The 20570-nt window shown below is 71.2% G+C and carries 14 protein-coding genes; 7 read left to right on the forward strand and 7 right to left on the reverse strand.

The features are described 5' to 3' along the window. Window positions 1-241: 241 nt before the first annotated feature. The 3 genes from AC5P1B_RS08840 to AC5P1B_RS08850 form a co-directional block, all read right to left on the reverse strand. Window positions 242-1135: a hypothetical protein gene (locus AC5P1B_RS08840; protein WP_493886030.1), complete on the reverse strand. Its 894-nt coding sequence runs from the start codon at window positions 1133-1135 to the stop codon at window positions 242-244. Between the two features lie 181 nt (window positions 1136-1316). After that, window positions 1317-2447 (reverse strand): metallophosphoesterase, encoded by a 1131-nt coding sequence (locus tag AC5P1B_RS08845; RefSeq protein ID WP_493886193.1) that lies wholly within the window; start codon window positions 2445-2447, stop codon window positions 1317-1319. A 910-nt stretch (window positions 2448-3357) separates the two neighbouring features. After that, window positions 3358-4458 (reverse strand): LacI family DNA-binding transcriptional regulator, encoded by a 1101-nt coding sequence (locus tag AC5P1B_RS08850; RefSeq protein WP_493886031.1) that lies wholly within the window; start codon window positions 4456-4458, stop codon window positions 3358-3360. A gap of 373 nt (window positions 4459-4831) precedes the next feature. Here AC5P1B_RS08850 and hisC point away from each other — a divergent pair, with 373 nt between their 5' ends. The 5 genes from hisC to AC5P1B_RS08875 all read left to right on the forward strand — a co-directional run bounded on the left by hisC (window position 4832) and on the right by AC5P1B_RS08875 (window position 14903). After that, entirely contained in the window at window positions 4832-5917 is a 1086-nt protein-coding gene (gene hisC / locus AC5P1B_RS08855) for a histidinol-phosphate transaminase (protein ID WP_493886032.1), read from the forward strand. Between the two features lie 343 nt (window positions 5918-6260). Beyond that, window positions 6261-7865: a cytochrome ubiquinol oxidase subunit I gene (locus tag AC5P1B_RS08860; protein ID WP_493886033.1), complete on the forward strand. Its 1605-nt coding sequence runs from the start codon at window positions 6261-6263 to the stop codon at window positions 7863-7865. Window positions 7866-7891: 26 nt separating this feature from the next. Continuing rightward, window positions 7892-8896: a cytochrome d ubiquinol oxidase subunit II gene (gene cydB, locus AC5P1B_RS08865; protein ID WP_493886034.1), complete on the forward strand. Its 1005-nt coding sequence runs from the start codon at window positions 7892-7894 to the stop codon at window positions 8894-8896. 44 nt (window positions 8897-8940) lie between these two features. Continuing rightward, on the forward strand, window positions 8941-12966 hold the full coding sequence (gene cydD, locus AC5P1B_RS08870; RefSeq protein ID WP_493886035.1) for a thiol reductant ABC exporter subunit CydD: 4026 nt from the start codon (window positions 8941-8943) through the stop codon (window positions 12964-12966). 14 nt (window positions 12967-12980) lie between these two features. Further along, complete coding sequence (locus AC5P1B_RS08875) at window positions 12981-14903, forward strand: GAF domain-containing sensor histidine kinase (RefSeq protein ID WP_493886036.1); 1923 nt, start codon at window positions 12981-12983, stop codon at window positions 14901-14903. 152 nt (window positions 14904-15055) lie between these two features. Here AC5P1B_RS08875 and AC5P1B_RS08880 read toward each other — a convergent pair whose 3' ends face one another. Both AC5P1B_RS08880 and AC5P1B_RS08885 read right to left on the reverse strand, forming a co-directional pair. Beyond that, complete coding sequence (locus AC5P1B_RS08880; protein WP_493886037.1) at window positions 15056-15991, reverse strand: Cof-type HAD-IIB family hydrolase; 936 nt, start codon at window positions 15989-15991, stop codon at window positions 15056-15058. Between the two features lie 188 nt (window positions 15992-16179). Beyond that, window positions 16180-17082, reverse strand: a complete 903-nt coding sequence (locus AC5P1B_RS08885; RefSeq protein WP_493886038.1) for an LLM class flavin-dependent oxidoreductase — start codon at window positions 17080-17082, stop codon at window positions 16180-16182. A 156-nt stretch (window positions 17083-17238) separates the two neighbouring features. Here AC5P1B_RS08885 and htpX point away from each other — a divergent pair, with 156 nt between their 5' ends. Both htpX and pspAB read left to right on the forward strand, forming a co-directional pair. Next, window positions 17239-18141 (forward strand): zinc metalloprotease HtpX, encoded by a 903-nt coding sequence (gene htpX / locus AC5P1B_RS08890; RefSeq protein WP_493886039.1) that lies wholly within the window; start codon window positions 17239-17241, stop codon window positions 18139-18141. Window positions 18142-18257: 116 nt separating this feature from the next. After that, the gene (gene pspAB / locus AC5P1B_RS08895; RefSeq protein WP_493886040.1) at window positions 18258-18842 is read left to right on the forward strand and encodes a PspA-associated protein PspAB; all 585 of its coding nucleotides are present in this window, start codon (window positions 18258-18260) and stop codon (window positions 18840-18842) included. Window positions 18843-18929: 87 nt separating this feature from the next. Here pspAB and AC5P1B_RS08900 read toward each other — a convergent pair whose 3' ends face one another. Together AC5P1B_RS08900 and AC5P1B_RS08905 are read right to left on the reverse strand one after the other, a co-directional pair. Continuing rightward, window positions 18930-19430 carry a hypothetical protein gene (locus tag AC5P1B_RS08900; protein ID WP_493886041.1) on the reverse strand — a complete coding sequence of 167 codons (501 nt, stop codon included), beginning with the start codon at window positions 19428-19430 and terminating at the stop codon, window positions 18930-18932. A gap of 60 nt (window positions 19431-19490) precedes the next feature. Beyond that, window positions 19491-20531: a MerR family transcriptional regulator gene (locus AC5P1B_RS08905; RefSeq protein WP_493886195.1), complete on the reverse strand. Its 1041-nt coding sequence runs from the start codon at window positions 20529-20531 to the stop codon at window positions 19491-19493. Window positions 20532-20570 lie beyond the last annotated feature (39 nt).

Genomic DNA, 20570 nt, shown 5'->3' on the forward strand with positions numbered 1-20570 from the left:
ACACTGAGCGGCACGCGGCGCGTGATCCGCTTGGCCGGTGCCTTGACTGGTGCGAGGAGCCCGGCGGCCGGTTGCGGCCGCCGGCCCCGGCAGCGGGCAGGCCAGACGGTCAGACGGACGGGCGGGCAGGGCTCAACGCTCCGCTCGCCGTCCTGGTCGTCGAGCCGGCCGGTGCGGCCTGCCGGTGAGTCAGCGGGGCGGATGGGAGGCGGCGCGCGCCGCCACCGTCCGCCCCGGCGCGCTACTTCGATTGATGATCCGAGCCACCGAAGTCCGGGCTGGTGAAGTCCGGGCTGCTGTAGCGCGGCCTGGTCGCCGCCTCCGAATCGCCGTCCGGGCTGGTGAAGCCCGGCCTGCTGTAACCCAGGTTGGGCGTACGGCTCACTGAGCCGGGCCGCCTGGGACGGTAGGGCGACGAGGACGGGGGCGCCGACGGGACCGAGGGAGCCGGACCGGCGTCCGGGTCGGCCAGCGCCTCGCGGAGGAAGGGCAGCACACCCCGCTGAAGCAGAGCCTGCTGCCAGGCTTCCCTGGCGCGGCTCACCTCCGCGGTGAGCGCGTCGGCATGCCGCCCGGTCCCGTCGCTGGCGCTGTTGCGCAGCGCGGTGAGCAGCAGTCCGACCGCGCCGATCAGGATGCCGGCGGCCGTGCAGGCCGCGAACACCCAACCGGCTGTGACCAGCGGGCCGCCGACGGACGCGTCCGGGGCGACCAGCCGCAGGAGATAACCGACGATGAGGAAGATCGCCGCTGCGGCACCGGCGAGCACCGGTGCCAGCACCGAGAGCACGGCGACAAGCCCCGCACCCGATGTCTCGGCGACCTCTCCCACCGCTGTGGCGAAGGTGACCGTGCTGGAACCGGACTCGCCCTCGTCCTCCTCGGGCCGTGCGGAGGAAGGAGGCGTGCGCAGTTCGTCACGCGCCTCTACGTACTTCTCGTATTCGGCGGAAGCGCACGCGGATATGGCGGTCGCCGCGCTGAGCGCCATCGTGCGCAGTTGTACTGCGTTGAGTCGCTGACCCAGTTTGTCCAGGCCAGGGTGCTGATCTGCGGTGCGCAGCGCCTCGTCGAGAATGCGCTCGAAGTCCGGGCGATCCTCGGTGAGCAGGTGTGGAGCGCTGTTCATGTGCATCCCCCGATGCTCCGTAGGGCCTTGATGCCGGCTGTCACCGGTCACGGGCGGAAACGGAGGAGAGCCTGCTACGGATAAACCGATGGTAGAGCCGGACCGGCACGAGGTGACAGTGTGTTTGCCGAATTCGCCCCGTGCGGGTGGAACTTCCTACCCACTCTGGCGTCTGCCCACTCAGCTCTCAGCCAATCAAGGGGAACTGCACTACCAGCAGCTTTCCAGCCATCGTGACCCCGCCGTCCATGGCGATGGCGAGGCTGTCGGCGTAGATGTGCGGGCCGTTGACGAGCGGCGTGCCGTCGCTGTCGTCGGCGGCGTCCTCGGTACCGACCTCGCCCAGCAGGTACGGGATGGGGCTGTGGCCGTGGACGATGCGCTCGCCACCGTAGGCGTCGAGCAGTTCCCGTACGGCCTGCGACCCGGCGTCGTCGCGGAAGGCGAACCGCTTGGTGAACTTGCGGAACAGGTCCCAGCATTCGTCGGCGTCGCTGCGCTGGAGCGTTTCGGTGACGGTGTCGTTGACCGCCTCGATCGAGTCGCCGTATTCGAGGTACGCGGTGGTGTCGGAGTGCACGAGGAGGTGGCCGTCCTCCTCGGCCATCGCGTCGAGCCGGGACATCCACTGGAGGTGGTGGTCCTCCAGCCGCTCCATGTCGGTGCGCTGCCCGCCGTTGAGGAGCCAGGCGGCCTGGAAGGAGGCGGTGCCGGCGCCGGACTGGACGGGCGTGTCGCCGAACCGCTTGGCGCCGATCAGCAGCAGCTCGTGATTGCCCATCAGGGCCTTGCAGTAGCCGCCGGCCGCGGCGGCCTGCGCGGAGAGCTGCATGACCAGGTCGATGACGCCGATGCCGTCGGGACCGCGGTCGGTGAAGTCGCCGAGGAACCACAGCCGGGCGTTGCCGGCGGCCCAGTCGCCCTCGGCGTCGATCAGTCCCTGCTCGGCCAGTGCCCCGCGCAGCTCGTCCAGGTAGCCGTGGACGTCGCCGACGATGTAGAGCGGGCCGAGGCCGTCGTGGCCGTCCGGGGCGGGTGCGACCGCGGGGCCGGGCTCGGCGGGCTCGGCGAAGGCGACGGTGGACAGGTCGGTGATGGTGCTGCCCGGTCCCACGCCAGGGGTGACGACGGGCAGGTCGCGCTGGGTCGGGGTGTACTCGGCGGGCTCCTCGTGCTGCGGGGGCGTCCCGCCGTACCCCGTCCCTGAGACGGTCGGCGCGCTGCCGCTGCCGGGGCGTACGCCGATGGCTGGGCTGGTGCCGGTGGTGGTGGCGGTCCGGGCGGCGGGGTCGTGACCGGCTGTGTTGTGACTGGCCATGCTGTGACCGGGCGTGTTGTGACCGGCTGCGCTGTGACTGGTGGTGCCGTGACCGGTGGGGCTGTCAGCGGTGGTGCCGTGCCCGCCGCTCGTCGTCGGACCGGCGCCGGGGGAGCCGTCGGCCGGGTGGCCGGTCGCGTACTCGCTCGTGTACGCGTCGCGCGGCGCGCCCTCGGGGGTGAACTGCCGCGGAGTGCGCTGCTGCGGCGCGTAGGTCTGAGGCGAGCGCTGGCCCGAGGCGGGCTGTTCCGGCCGGGTGGCCGCGGTGGGGACCGGGGGCGTGGGGCCGGGCGGCGTCACCGGCGGCGGCGTCAGCGGGTGGCGCGGTGACCCGGCGGGCACCTGCCCGGCGGCGGACCGGGCGTGCGCCGAGGCGGTCCCGGTGCCGTACGACGTGGGGGCGTCGGCCCGGTGGTTGAGGGTGACGGTGTCCGCGGTGGACCGGGACATGGCGGTGGACGCGGCTGGGGGAGCGGGCGGCACCTGGGTGGGCGAGGACAGCGCTTCGCCCTGCTCGCGCCGGGCGTCGTGCTCCGCATCCTGCTGCGAAGCCGTGGTCCGTGCCGTGGGTCCCAGACCGGCCCCCTGAGTCATCGACCCCTCCACCATCGCGCCGCCGTGCACCTTTTGGACCTTGCCCTGGTCGACGGCGGCCCGCGGTGTCGTCCGCCCATCATAGGAATGACCGTCGAGGGTTGTGACGCACCAGGGGTCGCCAAATGGGCCGCGCGCTCGGTTCGCCGGGCATTTCTCCCGAATTGGCCGGTTAGAATCGGCCCGATACCTCCCCACCAGGCTGAATCCCTGCCCGGCGGAACGATTCACTCCTCCGTAGGAACGCCGTTTCCGGCGGGGCCGCTCGCTCCCCGCCGGATCAGCTACGTCCCCGGATGCCCTCCGCGGAGGATTCCTACTCCCCCGCCGGAGCGCGCGGTGCGCTCACCGTCGTACGCGGCGGCCGCCGCTGCGATGAGGTCCGCACGATCAGCTCGGTCGGTATGACCTGTTCCACCGGGCCACCGGCGTCGAGTCCCTCGATGGCGTCGATGAGGAGCTGAATGACGGCGGTGCCGATCCGGCGGGGTTTGAGGGAGAGCGTGGTGATGGGTGGGTCGGTTGTGGCGTACACGGTGGACTCGCTGCAGCACACGAGGAGAAGATCGTCTGGTACGCGCAGGCCGTAGCGGCGGGCGGCGGCGAGCAGGTCGGTGCCGTTGGGGTCGAACAGGCCGTATACGGCATCGGGCCGGTCGGGTCTCGCCAGCAGCCGGTCGGCGGCGACGGCCCCCGCACACGGATCATGCGCCGGGTACTCCTCGTAGACCGGGTCCTGGCCGACACGTTCGCACCAGGAGAGATACGCGGAGGTGGACAGCCGGGTGTAGGTGTCGGTGGTGGTGCCCGTGAGGAGCCCGATGCGGCGCGCGCCCGCCTCGGCGAGGTGGTCGAGCAGCCCGCGCACCGCCGCCTGGTGGTCGTTGTCCACCCAGGCGGTGACGGGCAGCGTCCCGGCGGGGCGGCCGTCGGAGACGACGGGAATGCCGTGCCGGACGAGCTCGGCCACGACCGGGTCATGGTCGGAGGGGTCGATGACGACGGTGCCGTCCAGGGCCACGTTCGACCACACGTCGTGGCGCGAGGTGGCGGGCAGGATGACGAGGGCGTAGCCGCGGGCCAGTGCGGCGGAGGTGGCCGCGCGTGCCATCTCGGCGAAATAAGCGAATTCGGTGAAGGTGAAAGGTTCATCCCCGTATGTGGTCACGGTCAGGCCGATGAGACCTGACTTGCCGGTACGGAGCGTGCGGGCCGCGGCGGAGGGGCGGTACCCCAGCCTGTCGGCGACCTCGCGGACGTGGCGGCGGGTGGCATCCGGTAACCGTCCCTTGCCGTTGAGCGCGTCGGAGACAGTCGTGATCGAGACCCCGGCTGCGGCGGCCACATCCCGGATGCCCGCCCGCCCCAACCGGCGGCCGGTCGACCGGCTCACCTGGTGCTTCCCTGCTGCTGTCATGGCGAGCCGATAGTAGGGCTCGTGGGGTGCGTTCGGAGGAATCGGTAATCGACTGCCAACAGGCACGATTCTGCATGAGAGATTGCCCCCAACTGCCTTGGAAACAAAGGTAGTTGGAGATTTTGGCGGCACTGTGCTTACTCGTTACCGCTTTGTGCCTGTTGATTGCCCTATGTTTCGGAGAGGTCTCAACTCACCTTCACGGGTGATGCGCGCCACGGCGCTCGCCACCAGCGCGCGCCGGAACGAAGAACGCTCCCCCCCTGCTCTTTACGGCAGGTGGGGGAATCCTCATAAGGTGTGCAGTATTGCTGAGGCTGTTGCTGTCTGTTGCTGTGACTGCTGTGCCCGGGACGGTCAAGGAGGACCTGCGGTGTCTGAGAAGAGCCCCAAGTTGCGTGCTGTGCTGGATGGCATCCCGACCTACAAGCCAGGCAAGCCCGCCTCCGGCCGCCAGGACGGGGCCCCCGCCTACAAGCTGTCCTCGAACGAGAACCCGTACCCGCCGCTGCCCGGCGTGTTGGAGGAGGCCGTGCGCGCGGCCGGTTCCCTCAATCGATACCCCGACCTGGCCTGTACGGGGCTGATGGCCGAGCTCGCGGCCCGCTTTGACGTGCCGGTCGAGCACCTGGCCACCGGCACCGGGTCGGTCGGCATCGCGCAGCAGCTGGTCCAGTCGACGGCCGGCCCCGGCGACGAGGTGATCTTCCCGTGGCGGTCGTTCGAGGCGTACCCGATCATCACCCAGGTCTCGGGCGCGACGTCGGTTCCGGTGCCGCTGACGGCGGACGACGCCCACGATCTGGACGCGATGCTCGCCGCCGTCACCGAACGGACCCGGCTGATCTTCGTCTGCAACCCCAACAACCCCACCGGTACCGTCGTACGGCGTGCCGAGCTGGAGAGCTTCCTGGACCAGGTGCCCTCGGACATCCTGATCGTCCTGGACGAGGCGTACCGGGAGTTCATCGCCGACGCGGACGTCCCTGACGGGATCGAGCTGTACCGGGACCGGCCGAACGTGTGCGTGCTGCGCACCTTCTCCAAGGCGTACGGGCTGGCGGGGCTGCGCGTCGGATTCGCGATCGGGCACGCGCCGGTCGCCGCCGCGCTGCGCAAGACGGCGGTGCCCTTCGGCGTGACGCAGGTGGCACAGGAGGCGGCTATCGCGTCGCTGCGCAGCGAGGACGCGCTGAAGGTGCGGGTGGACGCGCTGATCGTGGAGCGGGCACGGGTGTACGAGGCGCTGACGGCCCAGGGCTGGACGCTGCCGGAGTCGCAGGGGAACTTCGTCTGGCTGCGGGTCGGCGACCGCGCGCTGGACTTCGCGGCGGTGTGTGAGCGCGGTGGCGTGGTCGTGCGGCCGTTCCAGGGGGACGGGGTGCGCGTGACGATCGGCGAGACCGAGGCCAACGATCTCTTCCTGCAGGCTGCGGCGGCCTTCCGCAAGGAGCTGTAACCGGGGTAGCCGGGTGTGGCCGCAGCGGCGAGCCGCGGTGGGTGCCGGTACGCCCGGGGCGTGAGCCGGGAGGGCCCGCGTCGCGAGCCGGTCAGGACGGGGGCGGACGCGGTGCGCGGCTCCCGCTCCGTCGCTGTGCTCTGTGCCGTGCTCCAGCGCTGTTCAGAGGTGCCCATCGCCCCTTTCCACCCCCCGGTGGGAAGGGGCGAATGCGTGTGCGGCATAATTGCTTGTGAATGTGAACGCGTTCACAAAGTCGGTCGTTACGTCCCGGTTTCATCGTGATCAATGGGGCGGATCGCGGCGGGGACGCGGCTGAGTAAGACGGCAAGGAGACCTCGACGTGGACCTGGCTCTGGCTCCGGAGACCCTGGCGCGATGGCAGTTCGGCATCACGACCGTCTACCACTACCTCTTCGTCCCGCTCACCATCAGCCTCGCGGCGTTCACGGCCGGTCTGGAGACCGCCTGGGTCCGTACGGGCAAGGAGAAGTACTTCCACGCGACGAAGTTCTGGGGAAAGCTCTTCCTGATCAACATCGCGATGGGTGTCGTGACCGGCATCGTGCAGGAGTTCCAGTTCGGCATGAACTGGTCCGACTACTCGCGGTTCGTCGGTGATGTCTTCGGCGCGCCGCTCGCGATGGAGGCGCTGATCGCCTTCTTCTTCGAATCGACCTTCATCGGGCTGTGGATCTTCGGCTGGGACAAGCTGCCGAAAAAGATCCACTGCGCCTGCATCTGGGTCGTCGCGATCGGAACCACCCTCTCCGCGTACTTCATCCTCGCCGCGAACTCCTGGATGCAGCACCCCGTCGGCTACACCATCGACAAGTCCACGGGGAAGGCCCAGCTCACCGACATCTGGGCGGTGCTCACGCAGAACACCACCATGGTCGTCGTCGTCCACACCCTCATCGCCGCCTTCCTCACCGGCGCCGCCCTCGTCGTCGGGATCGCCTCGTACCACCTCTGGCGGGCCAAGCGCGCGGAGGACAGGGGCGAGGAACTGCCCGCCAAGCAGCGCCGGCAGGTCGGCGTCATGCGCACCTCGCTGCGCCTCGGCCTGGTCGTCGCGGTGATCGCCGGCCTGGGCACCGCGCTCAGCGGTGACCAGCTCGGCAAGGTGATGTTCGAGCAGCAGCCGATGAAGATGGCGGCCGCCGAAGCGCTGTGGGAGACCGAGGCACCCGCGCCCTTCTCGGTCTTCGCCATCGGTGACGTCAGCGACGGCCACAACAGCGTCGAGCTGAGCGTCCCCGGAATCCTGTCCTTCCTGGCCCATGACAACTTCTCCGAGTCCGTCCCCGGCATCAACGACATCGCCAAGCAGGAAGCGGCCCGCTACGGCGGCGAACCCGACGACTACATCCCCAGCATCTTCATGACGTTCTGGGGATTCCGTCTCATGATCGGGTTCGGCATGACGTCCTTCGCCGCCGGAGTCGTGGGCCTGTGGACGACCCGCAAGAAGCTGTGGGTCGCGCCCGGCAAGCGGACCGGGGAGAACGAGGTCCCCCGGCTGATGCTCACCAAGGACCGCGAGCTGAGCCCCTTCCTCACCAAGTGGGCGTGGCGCGTCGGCATCCTCACCATGGGCTTCCCGATGATCGCCAACTCCTTCGGCTGGATCTTCACCGAGATGGGCCGCCAGCCCTGGGTGGTCTACGGGCTGATGAAGACCGAGGACGCGGTCTCCCCCGGCGTCAGCCAGACCGAGGTGCTGATCTCCATGGGCGTCTTCACGCTGCTGTACGGGGTGCTCGCGGTGATCGAGGTGAGGCTGCTCACGAAGTACGCGAAGGCCGGGCCCGACATCGACGAGCAGCCACCCGCGAAGGACCCGAAGCTCCGCTTCCCCTCAGGCGGCGGATCGGGCGGCCCGACGGACACGGGTGGCGCCGGGGCGGCCGAAGAGGCCGACAAGCCGATGACCTTCGCTTACTGACGACCCGCGGGAAAGGAGACACGACCATGCAACTCCACGACTTCTGGTTCTCGCTGATCGCCGTCCTGTGGATCGGCTACTTCTTCCTCGAAGGATTCGACTTCGGTATCGGCGTCCTCACCAGGCTGCTCGCCCGCGACCGGACCGAACGCCGGGTCCTGATCAACACGATCGGCCCCGTCTGGGACGGCAACGAGGTCTGGCTGCTGACGGCTGCCGGAGCGACCTTCGCGGCCTTCCCCGACTGGTACGCGACCCTGTTCAGCGGCTTCTATCTGCCCCTTCTGGCCATCCTCGTCTCGCTGATCGTGCGCGGCGTCGCCTTCGAGTACCGCCACAAGCGCAGCGAGGAGAGCTGGCAGCGCAACTGGGAGCAGGCGATCTTCTGGTGCTCGCTGCTGCCCGCCTTCCTGTGGGGCATGGTCTTCGCCAACATGGTGCGCGGTGTGCCGATCGGCTCCGACAAGAACTACGCGGGCGACCTGCTGGACCTGCTCAACCCGTACGCGCTGCTCGGTGGCCTGCTCACGCTGGTCCTCTTCACCTTCCACGGCGCGGTCTTCGCCGCGCTCAAGACGGTCGGCGACATCCGGACCAGGGCCCGGCGGCTGGCCGGGTGGCTCGGCCTCGGAGCGGCGGCGCTCGCCGTGGGCTTCCTGCTGTGGACCCAAGCGGACACCGGGGGCACCGGCAGCCTGGTCGCGATGATCATCGCGGTGGTCGCGCTGGCCCTGGCGCTGGTCATGAACGGCCGGGGCCGCGAGGGCTGGGCGTTCGCCCTGTCCGGGGTGACGATCGCGGCATCCGTCGCGATGCTCTTCCTGGCCCTGTTCCCGGACGTCATGACGTCGTCGCTGGACCCCCGGTGGAGCCTGACGGCCGAGAACGCCGCCTCCAGCCCGTACACGCTGAAGATCATGACGTGGATCGCGGGTGTCATGACGCCCGTGGTGCTGGCATACCAAGCCTGGACCTACTGGGTGTTCCGGCAGCGGATCGGCACTCAGCACATCCCGGCCGACGCGCACTGATGACGTCGCGACCCTCTCGGCGCTGACCCGGACGGACGTTTCACGTGAAACCAATCGACCCGCGCCTTCTCAGGTACGCCCGCGCCACGCGCCTGTTCCTGGTCGCTTCGGTGGTCCTCGGACTCATCGGAGCCGGTCTGGTCATCGCCCAGGCCATGCTCATCGCCGACATCGTGGTGGGCGCGTTCCAGCGAGGCGAGGGCGTCGGCGAGCTGTCCGGGACGCTGGCGCTGCTCGCGGCCGTGGCGGTCGGCCGGGCGGCGGTGGCCGCACTGACCGAACTCGCCGCGCACCGGGCGAGTGCGCAGGTCAAGTCCGAGCTGCGGGTGCGGCTGCTGGCGCACGCGGCCCGGCTGGGCCCGAACTGGCTGAGTACGCAGCGCACGGGTGAGCTGACGACGCTCGCCACGCGCGGCATCGACGCCTTGGACGACTACTTCGCCCGCTATCTGCCGCAGTTGGGGCTGGCGGTCGTCGTTCCGGTCGCCGTCCTCGCCCGGATCGTCACCGAGGACTGGGTGTCGGCGCTGATCATCGTCGTCACGCTGCCGCTGATCCCCATCTTCATGATGCTGATCGGCTGGGCGACGCAGCACCGCATGGACCGGCAGTGGCGCATGCTGGCCCGGCTCTCCGGCCACTTCCTCGACGTCGTCGCCGGGCTGCCGACACTCAAGGTCTTCGGCCGGGCCAAGGCGCAGGCCGAGTCGATCCGTACGATCACGGCCGACTACCGGCGCGCGACGCTGAAGACCCTGCGGATCGCCTTCCTGTCGTCGTTCGCGCTGGAGCTGCTGGCGACGCTCTCGGTCGCCCTGGTCGCGGTCGGCATCGGCATGCGGCTCGTACACGGCGACATGGACCTGTACGCGGGGCTGGTCGTGCTCATCCTGGCGCCGGAGGCGTATCTGCCGCTGCGCCAGGTGGGCGCGCAGTACCACGCGGCGGCGGAGGGACTGGCGGCGGCGGACGAGGTCTTCGCAGTCCTTGAGGCCGGTGGGGGCGGGGAAGCCGCTGGGGCTGGCGCTGTTGGTGGGTCTGCTAGTGACCGTGGATCTGCTGCTGGCGGTGGTGCTGGTGCTGGTGCTGTTGGCGGTGGTGTGGAGGTGGGGCCGGGCGCGGGTGCCGGTGCGGGGGATGCCGGTGCGGGGCCGGAGGCCCGGGGGGCCGCGCTTGTCGTGGACCGGCTGACGGTGCGGCATCCGGGCCGCGCCGAGCCCTCGCTCGCCGAGACCTCCCTCGTCGTCGAACCCGGCGAGACCGTGGCCATCGTCGGCCCGAGCGGGGTGGGCAAGACGACGCTGATCAACGCGGTGCTGGGGTTCGTCGGCACGGGACAGGGGGCGGTCGACGCCAAGGCGCCGGGGCTGCCCGGCGCCGGCGGCGCGGACCGGGGGCCGGGCGCGGACCAGGAGCCGAGTGCCGACCGGAAGCCGAGTGCCGGACTGGTCCAGGGGCGGGTGCTCGTCGGCGGCATCGACCTCGGCACACTCTCCGAGGCGGGGTGGCGCCGCTGGCGGGAGCAGATCGCGTGGGTTCCGCAACGGCCCTATCTGTTCGCCGGGTCCATCGCCGAGAACGTACGGCTCGCACGTCCCGACGCCGACGAAGCGGCGGTACGTGACGCGCTGCGGGAAGCGGGTGCGGAGAGCTTCGTCGCCGGGCTGCCGGATGGCGTGCACACCGTGCTCGGCGAAGACGGGGCGGGCTTGTCGGCGGGGCAGCGGCAACGCCTCGCGCTGGCACGGGCGTTCCTCGCCGACCGCCCGGTGCTGCTGCTGGACGAACCCACGGCGAACCTGGACGGCGAGACGGAAGCGGTCGTCGTGGACGCGGTACGGCGGCTTTCCGTCGGCCGGACCGTGCTGCTGGTCGTGCACCGCCCGGCGCTCCTCGCGGTCGCCGACCGCACGGTCGAGCTCACTCCTGCCTCCTCTCGACCGGGCCCGGAGCCCGCGCCCGCCCGTACGCCTGTCCTTGCGTCTGCCCGAACGCCTGCCGTATCGCCTGCTTCGGTTTCGCCTGCTTCGGTTTCGTCGCCTTCGGTTTCGTCGTCTCCCGTTTCGTCGTCTCCGGGCCTGTCCGGGCGCGCCGGGGAGGAGGACGTCGGTGGTGGCCGGGGCGGTGGGGCGCTCGCTGTCGTACGGGAGGCGGGCCGGGCCCGGCGTGGGCGGTTCGCGCTCGCGCTGCTGCTGGGCAGCCTCGCTCTCGGCAGCGCCGTCGGCCTGATGGCCGTCTCCGGCTGGCTGATCTCGCGCGCCTCCCAGGAGCCGCCCGTCCTCTATCTGATGGTCGCGGTGACGGCGACCCGGGCGTTCGGCATCGGCCGCGCCGTCTTCCGGTACGCGGAACGGCTCGTCTCGCATGATGCCGCCTTGCGCGTACTGGCCGATCTGCGGGTCGCCGTGTACCGGCGGCTGGAGCGGCTCGCGCCCGCCGGGCTCCGCGAGCGCCGACGCGGTGATCTGCTGTCCCGGCTGGTCGCCGACGTCGACGCGTTGCAGGACTACTTCCTGCGCTGGCTGCTCCCGGTGGGCTCCGCCGTGCTGGTGGGTGCCGCTTCGGTCGCGTTCACGGCGTGGCTGCTGCCGGAAGCGGGCGTGCTGCTCGCCGTGGGGCTGCTGCTTGCCGGGGTGGGGGTGCCCGTGGTGTCCGCCGCGCTGGCGCACCGTACCGAACGGCGACTGGCGCCCGCGCGCGGCGCGTTGTCCGTCCAGGTCGTCGATCTGCTGACAGGCGCGGCCGAGCTCACTGTGGCGGGCGCGCTGCCGGAGCGCGCCGCCGCCCTGCGGCGCGCGGACGGGCTGCTGACGAGCATCGACCGGCGTGCCGCACTGGCCGGTGCGGTCGGCGCCGGGCTGACCGCGCTGAGCTGCGGCATGACGGTGTCCGCCGCCGCCTGGGCCGGGGTGCGGGCCGTTCAGGACGGACGGCTCGACGGGCTGTGGCTCGCGGTCGTCATCCTGACGCCGCTCGCCGCGTTCGAGGCGGTCACGGGCCTGCCGCTCGCCGTCCGCTACCGGCAGCGCGTACGACGCGCCGCCGAGCGGGTCTACGACGTGCTCGACGCGCCCCTTCCGGTGCGTGAGCCATGGGAGACGACGCCCGAGCACGGGCCGGACCGCCCTGACGCGGCCGCTCTGACGAGTCTGACGACGCCGGAAGCCGGGCATCAGCCCGCGCCACCGGACGCCCGTGCCCGTGCCCGTGCCGGTATGGGGCCCGATGCCGCCGGTACAGGGGCCGGTGCCGGTCTTGGTGCGGGAGCGGGGCGGGAGTCCGCGCCGTCGTCGCCGTTCCCCCTGCTCGTACGGCAGTTGACCGCTCGCTATCCCGGGCAGCGGGTGCCCGCGCTCGACCGGTTCGATCTGGAGCTGGTGGCCGGGCGGCGGGTCGCCGTCGTCGGGCCGTCCGGGTCGGGGAAGACCACACTCGCTCAGGTGCTGCTGCGCTTCCTCGACGCCGAGTCCGGCGCGTACACCCTCGCCGGTCGCGACGCGGCGACGCTGCCCGGTGACGAGGTGCGGCGGAACGTCGGATTGTGCGCGCAGGACGCGCATATCTTCGACAGCTCGCTCCGCGAGAACCTGCGGCTCGCCCGGCCCTCGGCGACCGAGGACGAACTGCGCGCCGCACTGGCCGGGGCCATGCTCCTGAACTGGGCCGACAGCCTGCCGGGTGGGCTTGACTCGCTGGTCGGCGAGCACGGCGCGCGGCTCTCCGGCGGACAGCGCCAGCGGCTCGCGCTCGCTCGCGCCCTGCTGGCCGACTTCCCTGTGCTGGTGCTCGATGAGCCCGCCGAGCACTTGGATCTGCCGACGGCGGACGCGCTGACGCGCGATCTGCTGGCGGTGACCGAGGGCCGCACGACCGTGCTCATCACACACCGGCTGGTGGGCCTTGACGCGGTCGATGAGGTGATCGTGCTGGACCAGGGCCGGGTCGCCCAGCGTGGGACGTACGCGGAACTGGCCGGTACGTCCGGGCCCTTCCGGCGGATGCTCGACCGGGAGCGCGCCACGGAGCTGGAACGAGTCGGAGCTGCGACTTTCCCCGACAAAAGGGACTAACTACTCTCAAGGTCATGGCAGCCCAGGCAGCACCCCCGCCCACCGAACCAGCCGGATCAGGCCAGCCAGGCGAGCCTGCCCGACCGGCCCAGCCGTCCGGACCGTCGTCGGGCACGGTGGGTTCCCATGCCGCCGCGGATGAGTCGCTGGAGATCGCCACCGCGGCGACCCGCGGGCTGCGGGGCCTGTCCACCGAGCTGACGGCGCGCGTCCCGAGGCTGCTGGAGGCCATGCGGTCCATCGGCACCGGCCTTGACCTGTGCGTCACTCTCGACCGTCTCGCGGAGACCGCCGCCGAGCTGGCCGACGCGGGCTACGCCGCCATCGGGGTGGTCGACGCCAAGGGAAAGGGGCTGTCGGACTTCATCACGTACGGCGTGACCGACGAGGCCGGGGAGCGCGTCGGCGGGCTCTCCGACGACGCGCGCGGGAAGCTCGGCGCGCTCATCCACCAGCCGGAACCGGTGCTCCTCGCCGACTTCACGGACGATCCGGGAGCGGCGGGCTTTCCGGCGCCGCACCCGCCGGTGGGCACGTTCCTGGGCGTGCCGATCCGCGTGCGAGGCGAGGTCTTCGGCAATCTGTATCTCGCCGAGAAGCGCGGCGGTGGCGCGTTCAGCGAAGCCGATCTGCACATGGTGCGCGTGCTCGCGGTCGAGGCCGGGCTCGCCATCGGCAACGCCAGACACCACGAGGAGACCCGGCAGCGTGAGCGCTGGATCGACGGCTCCGTAGCGCTGACGACCTCGCTGCTGTCCGGCAACGACGCCGAGGACGCGCTCGTGGTGGTCGCCGAGAAGGCCAGGCGGCTGGCCGGTTCCACGGCTGGCATCGTGCTGCTGCCCACGGGGAACGGCGGGCTGGAGATCGTCGCGGTGGACGCCGAGGACCCGCACGGTCTGCTCGGCACGGTCATTTCGCCGGACGCGCCGATCGTGCCCCAGCTCATGCGCGGCGAACCGGTCTTCGTCGAGGATTCGGCGACCGACCCGCGCATGACCACCAGCGTTTCCCACCGTTTCGGGCCGAGCATGATGCTGCCGCTGCGCAGCGGCAAGCGCGTACTGGGCATCCTCACCACCCCCCGGCAACGCGGTGCGCGCCCCTTCACCGACACCGAACGGACCCTTGCCACCCAGTTCGCGGCGCAGGCCGCGCTCGCGCTCGTACTCGCCGAGGCGCAGCGCGACCGCGAGCGGCTCGCCGTGTACGAGGACCGGGACCGGATCGCCCGCGACCTGCATGACCTGGTGATTCAGCGACTGTTCGCGACCGGGATGATGCTGGAGGGCGCGCAGCGCAAGGCGGAGGTGCCGGCGGTCTGGGAGAAGATCGACAAGGCGGTGGACGAACTGGACGCCACCATCCAGGAGGTGCGTACCGCCATCTTCGCCCTCCAGCAGGGCCCGGCGGAGGCGCCTTCCGGGTTGCGGACGCGGGTGCTCCGGGAGGTCGGCACAGCGGCGGTTCCGCTCGGCTTCCAGCCGTCGGCGACCTTCGTCGGGGCGGTGGACGCTCGTGTCAGCGAGCTGACCGGCAGGAATCTCATCGCGGCGCTGCGTGAGGCGCTGTCCAACGCCTTCCGGCACGCGCACGCCTCACGTATCGAGGTGGTCGTGGACGCGACGGTGCGGCTGGCGGACGGCCGGGAAGGGGTACGGCTGACGGTCGCCGACGACGGTGTGGGCATTCCCGAGGGTGGCCGCCGCAGCGGCCTGCGGAACCTGGCCCGGCGAGCGGAGGCGCTGGGCGGTACGAGTACGTACGGCCCTGGCCTCGGCAGTGGTGACCCCGAGGACGGACTGCGCGGCGATGGCGACGGCGATGGCGACGGCGATGGTGGCAGCCAGGGTCAGAGCGATGCTGACGCCTCCGTCTCCGCGGCGGAGGGGCGCGGGCGCGGCGGGACGACGGTGACGTGGGAAGCCCCGCTCTGAGCTTCTGACCCCTGCCCCGAGCCCGTGTCCCGAGCCCCGGCTCTGAGCCGCCGCTCTGAGCCCCCGGCTCGGCCGCCTGGTCTGCTGCCTTGGGTTTCCGCCCCCGCTGGGGGTTCTGCTCTGAGCTTCGCGCGCTGACCGTTCCGGGCTCGCTACCGCTTCAGCACGCTCTCGATCACGGCGGCCACCCCGTCGTCGTTGTTCATCGGCGCCTGCCGCGTGGTCGCGGCCAGCACCGTGGGGTGCGCGTTGGCCATCGCGTACGACATGCCCGCCCAGGACAGCATCTCCAGGTCGTTGGGCATGTCGCCGAAGGCCATGACCTCCTCGGGCGCGATGCCGCGTTCCGCGCAGCACTGCGCGAGGGTGCTGGCCTTGCTGACACCGAGCCCGCTGATCTCCAGCAGCGCGGTGACGCTGGAGCGGGTGAAGGACGCGTGCGCCCCCGCAGCCGTACGGGCCAGCTCCAGGAATGCGTCGGGAGTGAGGTCGGGGTGGAAGGCGAGCAGCTTGAGTACGGGCTGGTCGGCCTGTTCGGAGTCCTCGGAGAGCAGCTTCTCGGCGGGGCCTATCTCCGCGGCCGCGTCGAAGGCGAGTGGCGGGTACTGCGGCTCATGGTGGATGCCGCCGGTCCGCTCCACCGCGAACGCCGTGCCAGGCGCCACCGTGCGCAGGGCCTGCACGACGGCCAGCGCGTCCTTGGCGAGCAGAGGCCGGACCTTGACGAAGCGCGCGCCCTGGCGGAAGTCGACGACGGCGGCCCCGTTCGCGCAGATCGCCAGGCCGTGACCGTGCAGATGATCGCTGACGACGCCCATCCAGCGGGCCGGGCGGCCGGTGACGAAGAAGACGTCGATGCCCGCCGCCTCGGCCGCGGCCAGGGCGGCGACGGTGCGGTCGGAGACCGACTTGTCGTCGCGCAGCAGGGTGCCGTCGAGGTCGGTCGCGATCAGCCGGGGAGCGGTGGGGGCGGGATCACCCTGCGGAGCGCCGTCACCGACGGCGCGGTGCGGGGTGGTGCCGGCGTCGGTGATGCCGTCGGAGGTGGGGGGCTCAGGCTGCTCGGTAGCTGGAGTCACAGCTTCCATCCTTCCGCATGGGCGTACACGCGTGCGGGCGGGAGCGTCTACGGCCTGCGCCCGCCCGCCCGCGTGCCCGCACGCCCGGTCCCACGCCTTGCCACCGTCCGCCTGCCGTCCGTCCGCCGTCCGCCGTCCGCTTGCCTCGCCCGTTCCTCCGGCCTCCCAGACGCGTATCAGGTGACACCAGACGCGTATCAGGCGAGCTGGGCCCGTGCCTCGGTGGCGATCTTCTCGAAGACGGCCTGGTCGGCGGCGAAGTCCGAGTCCGGGATCGGGGCGTGGACGGCGATCTCGGTGATGCCGAGTTCGGCGTGCCGACCGGCGAAGTCGACAAACGCGTCCAGGGACTCCAGCGGGCGATCGCGGTCCGGGGTGAATCCCGTGAGGAGGACCTTGTCGATCTCGCTGACATCCCGGCCGATGTCCGCGCACGCCGCGCCGAGCTTGTCGAGCTGCCCGCGGATCGCCTCCCGGGACTGCTCGGGCGTGCCCGCCTCGGACACCTTCGGGTCGCCCGTGGTCACCCACGCCTGGCCGTGGCGCGCCGCGAGCCGCATCCCCCGGGGGCCGGTCGCCGCCACCGCGAAGGGAAGCCGGGGCCGCTGCACGCAGCCAGGGATGTTGTGGGCCTCGTGAGCGGAGTAGTACGTGCCCTCGTGGCTGACGACATCCTCGCTGAGCAGGCGGTCGAGGAGCGGCACGAACTCGCCGAAGCGGTCGGCTCGCTCGCGCGGGGTCCACGGCTCCTGGCCGAGCGTGGTGGCGTCGAACCCGTTGCCACCGGCCCCGATGCCGAGCGTGATCCGCCCGCCGGAGATGTCGTCGAGCGAGATCAGCTCCTTGGCGAGGGTGACGGGGTGCCGGAAGTTGGGCGAGGTGACCAGGGTCCCCAGGCGCAGCCGCTCGGTGGCCGCCGCCGCCGCGGTCAGCGTGGGGACGGCGCCGAACCACGGGCCGTCGCGGAAGGTGCGCCAGGACAGGTGGTCATAGGTGTACGCGGTCTGGAAGCCCAGCTCTTCGGCGCGCGTCCACTGGTCGCGGCCTCCTTCATGCCAGCGGCGGACGGGCAGGATCACGGTGCTCAGGCGCAGACTCATCTTCCAGAGCCTACGGGCCCCGAAACGCCGCTTCGCAAGCAACCTTCCGGGGCTCGTGAGGCCACCGGGAAGCGTCGGCTGGCCCTCCACAGCGGTGCTTATGCTCCGATTATCCAGCAAAGCGGGACAATCGGAGGAGACGGCAGAGGAGGGCTCATGGCACGCACACGATTCGCTCCTGACCGGGGGCTGGCCACGCGCATGGTCAGCACGATGTTCCTGATCGGCCTGCTCTACGTGGTCTTCGTCGGCGTGCTGGTGGCGCTGCTGGGCAACGCGTGGCCGTTGATCGTGCTGATCGCGGGCGGTATGTTCGTCGCCCAGTTCTGGTTCAGCGACCGCATCGCGGCGTTCAGCATGGGAGCCCGCGAGGTCACTCCGCAGGAGGCGCCCGAGCTGCACGGTGCGGTGGACCGGCTGTGCGCCCTCGCCGACATGCCGAAGCCGCGCGTGGCCATCGCCGACACCGACGTACCGAACGCCTTCGCCACCGGCCGCAACCAGCGCAAAGCACTCGTCTGCGCGACCACAGGGCTGCTGCGGCGACTGGAGCCGGAGGAGCTGGAGGGCGTCCTCGCGCATGAGCTGTCGCACGTCGCCCACCGGGATGTCGCGGTGATGACCATCGCCTCGTTCCTGGGTGTGCTGGCCGGTCTTGTCACCCGTGTCGCCCTGTGGGGCTCTCTCACCCGGGGTAACAGCCGCGACCACAACGTCGGCATCGCCCTGCTGGTCATCCCGCTGGTCAGCGCCGTCGTCTACGTCATCAGCTTCCTGCTGACCAGGCTGCTGTCCCGGTATCGCGAACTGTCCGCCGACCGTGCCGCCGCCCTGCTGACCGGGCGGCCCTCGGCACTCGGCGCCGCGCTCACCAAGGTGACCGGCCAGATGGCCCAGATCCCCACCCGCGACCTGCGCAAGGCCGAGCCGTACAACGCCTTCTACTTCGCTCCCGCGCTCTCCGGGGCGAGCCTGAGCAAGCTGTTCTCCTCGCACCCGACGCTGGAACAGCGCCTCGACCAGCTGGGCCGGATATCCGCCCAGCTCGGCCGCCCCTGACATGCCCGCGCGTAAGGTGCCCGCCTCTGACGTGCTCGCGCGTGGGGTGCCCGCCACGACCTCGTTCGACGCGACCCGCCGCACCGTTTCCGTACTCGCTGGAAGGACGTACCGCCGTGGGCTTCCTGGACACCCTGCTCGGCCGCAGCAAGCCGGTCCGCCCCGACCTGGACCAGCTTTTCGCGCTTCCCTCGGCGGCGATCACGCTCCAGGCGGGCGCGGGATTCACCCCGACCGGCCTGGGGTCGGTGTGCTTCGCCAGCGTCGAGGGCGGCGCCTTCACCCAACTCCAGCAGGACGTACGGGACCTGCTCGACGCCGACACCGAGCGCGGCGGAATTCCCGTGGAGTTCAGCGAGGACGCGTACGGCTACACCTGGCTGCTGACACGCCACACCCCCGACGACACCGCGTCCCTCGTCAACGACCTGCACGCCGTCAACACCACGCTCCACGACGGGGGATTCGGGCCGCAGCTGCTCTGCTCGCTGATGAGCTTCCGCGACACCGGGGGAAGGCCGCTCGCACTGGTCTACCTCTACAAGCGCGGCACCTTCTACCCCTTCGCCCCGCTGCCCGGCGCCCACGACAAGCGCGACAATCCGCTCGAACTCCAGGTACGCGCACTGCTCACGGACGACCTGCGGATCGAGAAGGACCTCGGCCGCTGGTTCCCGGTCTGGGGCGCGCCCGGCTTGTAGCGGACGCCGCCGGTGTCTGCCCCTGGCTCGCGAGCCGGTGAGCGATGCCCCGTGGCGGGGGCTGGCATCCCCGCGAGACGGGCGGGGTCAGCGGGCGACGCTGTGCAGCCAGTCAGTCAGGCCATGAGGCGCGAGGATGGGTTCCTTGTACGTCGTGTCGCCGGGCAGCGGCACGACGAGCGCCTGGTGCGGCGGGAACAACCGCACCTTCACATGCGCGACCCCGCCGTACACCGACTCCAGGAAGGCGGGCACCTGACCACGGGGAACACCGGTGAACTCGACGTCGTCCACGGTGATGCCGGCGTCGCCCTCGGCGAAGACATGGATCTCGATCGTGGGCTTTCCGTTGATCTCGATGAACGCCTCATGCGGAAGCGAGCCGTCCGGGTCCGTGACCGCGAACGCGTCGGCCGCGGACCGGCGCGAGGATTGATCGACGCCGATCGCGTGCTCGACCACGACCTCCCGGCCATGCCGCTCAGCGGTCGCCCGGATCGCGACGACGGCTCCCTCTGTGCTGGTGCCGTCCTGGCCGCCCCCGGCGCCACCGGTCCTGCCCGTGCTGGTGAAGTCCCCGTGGTCCATACCTACCGATGATGCCGCACGACCGGGAGAAGCAGGCCGGTGCCCTCGGTGCCTGGCCGCTCAGCCGGACGGCCTCTGGCCTGCCGCGAGCTGGTCCATGCGGCGGGCTCGGACCTCCCGTTCGGCGGCGGCCGCGATGAACGCGGCGGCGTTCTCCGCACCGACCAGGTCCCGCACGGCTCGCACAGTGCCGACGGGCAGCGTCACGGGCTCCGCGTCCGGGCCGCCACCGGTACCGATGGCGGTGGCGGTGGCGGTGGCGTCACTGGTCCTTGGGCTGGTGCTTGAGCTGGAATTGGCGTCGGGGTCGGGGTCGGGATCGGTCGTCACGGCATGGGGGGCGGGCTCGGCGTGGCCGGTGGGACGGGCCGGGGTGGGGCCCTGGTGGCTGAGCTGGTCCAGGTGGTGCTGGAGATGGCGCGTCGCCAGGGTCCGCATGGCACGGGCCAGCTCGGCGTCGATGGTCTGCTGGGCCAGGGGCCGGAAGCGGCGGATGAGGTGGGCGGCCTCCTCAGCCTCGGCGTCCGTCGGAGGGTGGTCGAGATACTGCTGGAAGACGTGCTCGGTGGTGAAGTCGAGGAAACGGCCCGCGATGTGCTCGACCTGCCCCCGCAGTTCCCGTACGTGGTCGGCGATGGCGAGCAGCGGCACCCCCGCCATGTGCAGCTCGGCGGCGACCGCCAGCTCTTGCGGGCTCGGCACGAGGAATTCGTCGGGGCTGCCGGGCACGGTCTCCAGGATGTGCAGCTCGACGGCCTCCGCGATGGCCGCCTCGTTGGGGCTGCCGCCGAATCGGTCACTCAGCTCCGCGCGCGTGACCCGGACGGCTTCCTCATCGCTCCACGGGCCGTCCACCTCGGCGACAAGACCGAGAATCCCGCCGAGCCCACGCCCCGCGTCCCACGCCTCCAGCAGTTCCTTGATGCTGCTGAGTGTGTAGCCACGGTCGAGCAGGTCCGCGATCTGCCGCAGCCGGGCCAGATGCTCGTCCCCGTACACGTTCGCCCGGCCGCGCCGCTCCGGCCTGGGCAGCAACCCGCGGTCCTGGTAGCCGCGGATGGTCCGGACGGTGGCGCCGCTCTGGTGGGCCAGGTCCTCGATGCGGTACTCGGCGGCCGGTCCCGCCGTGCCGTGTTCGCC

Source organism: Streptomyces sp. A01, from assembly GCF_059026195.1.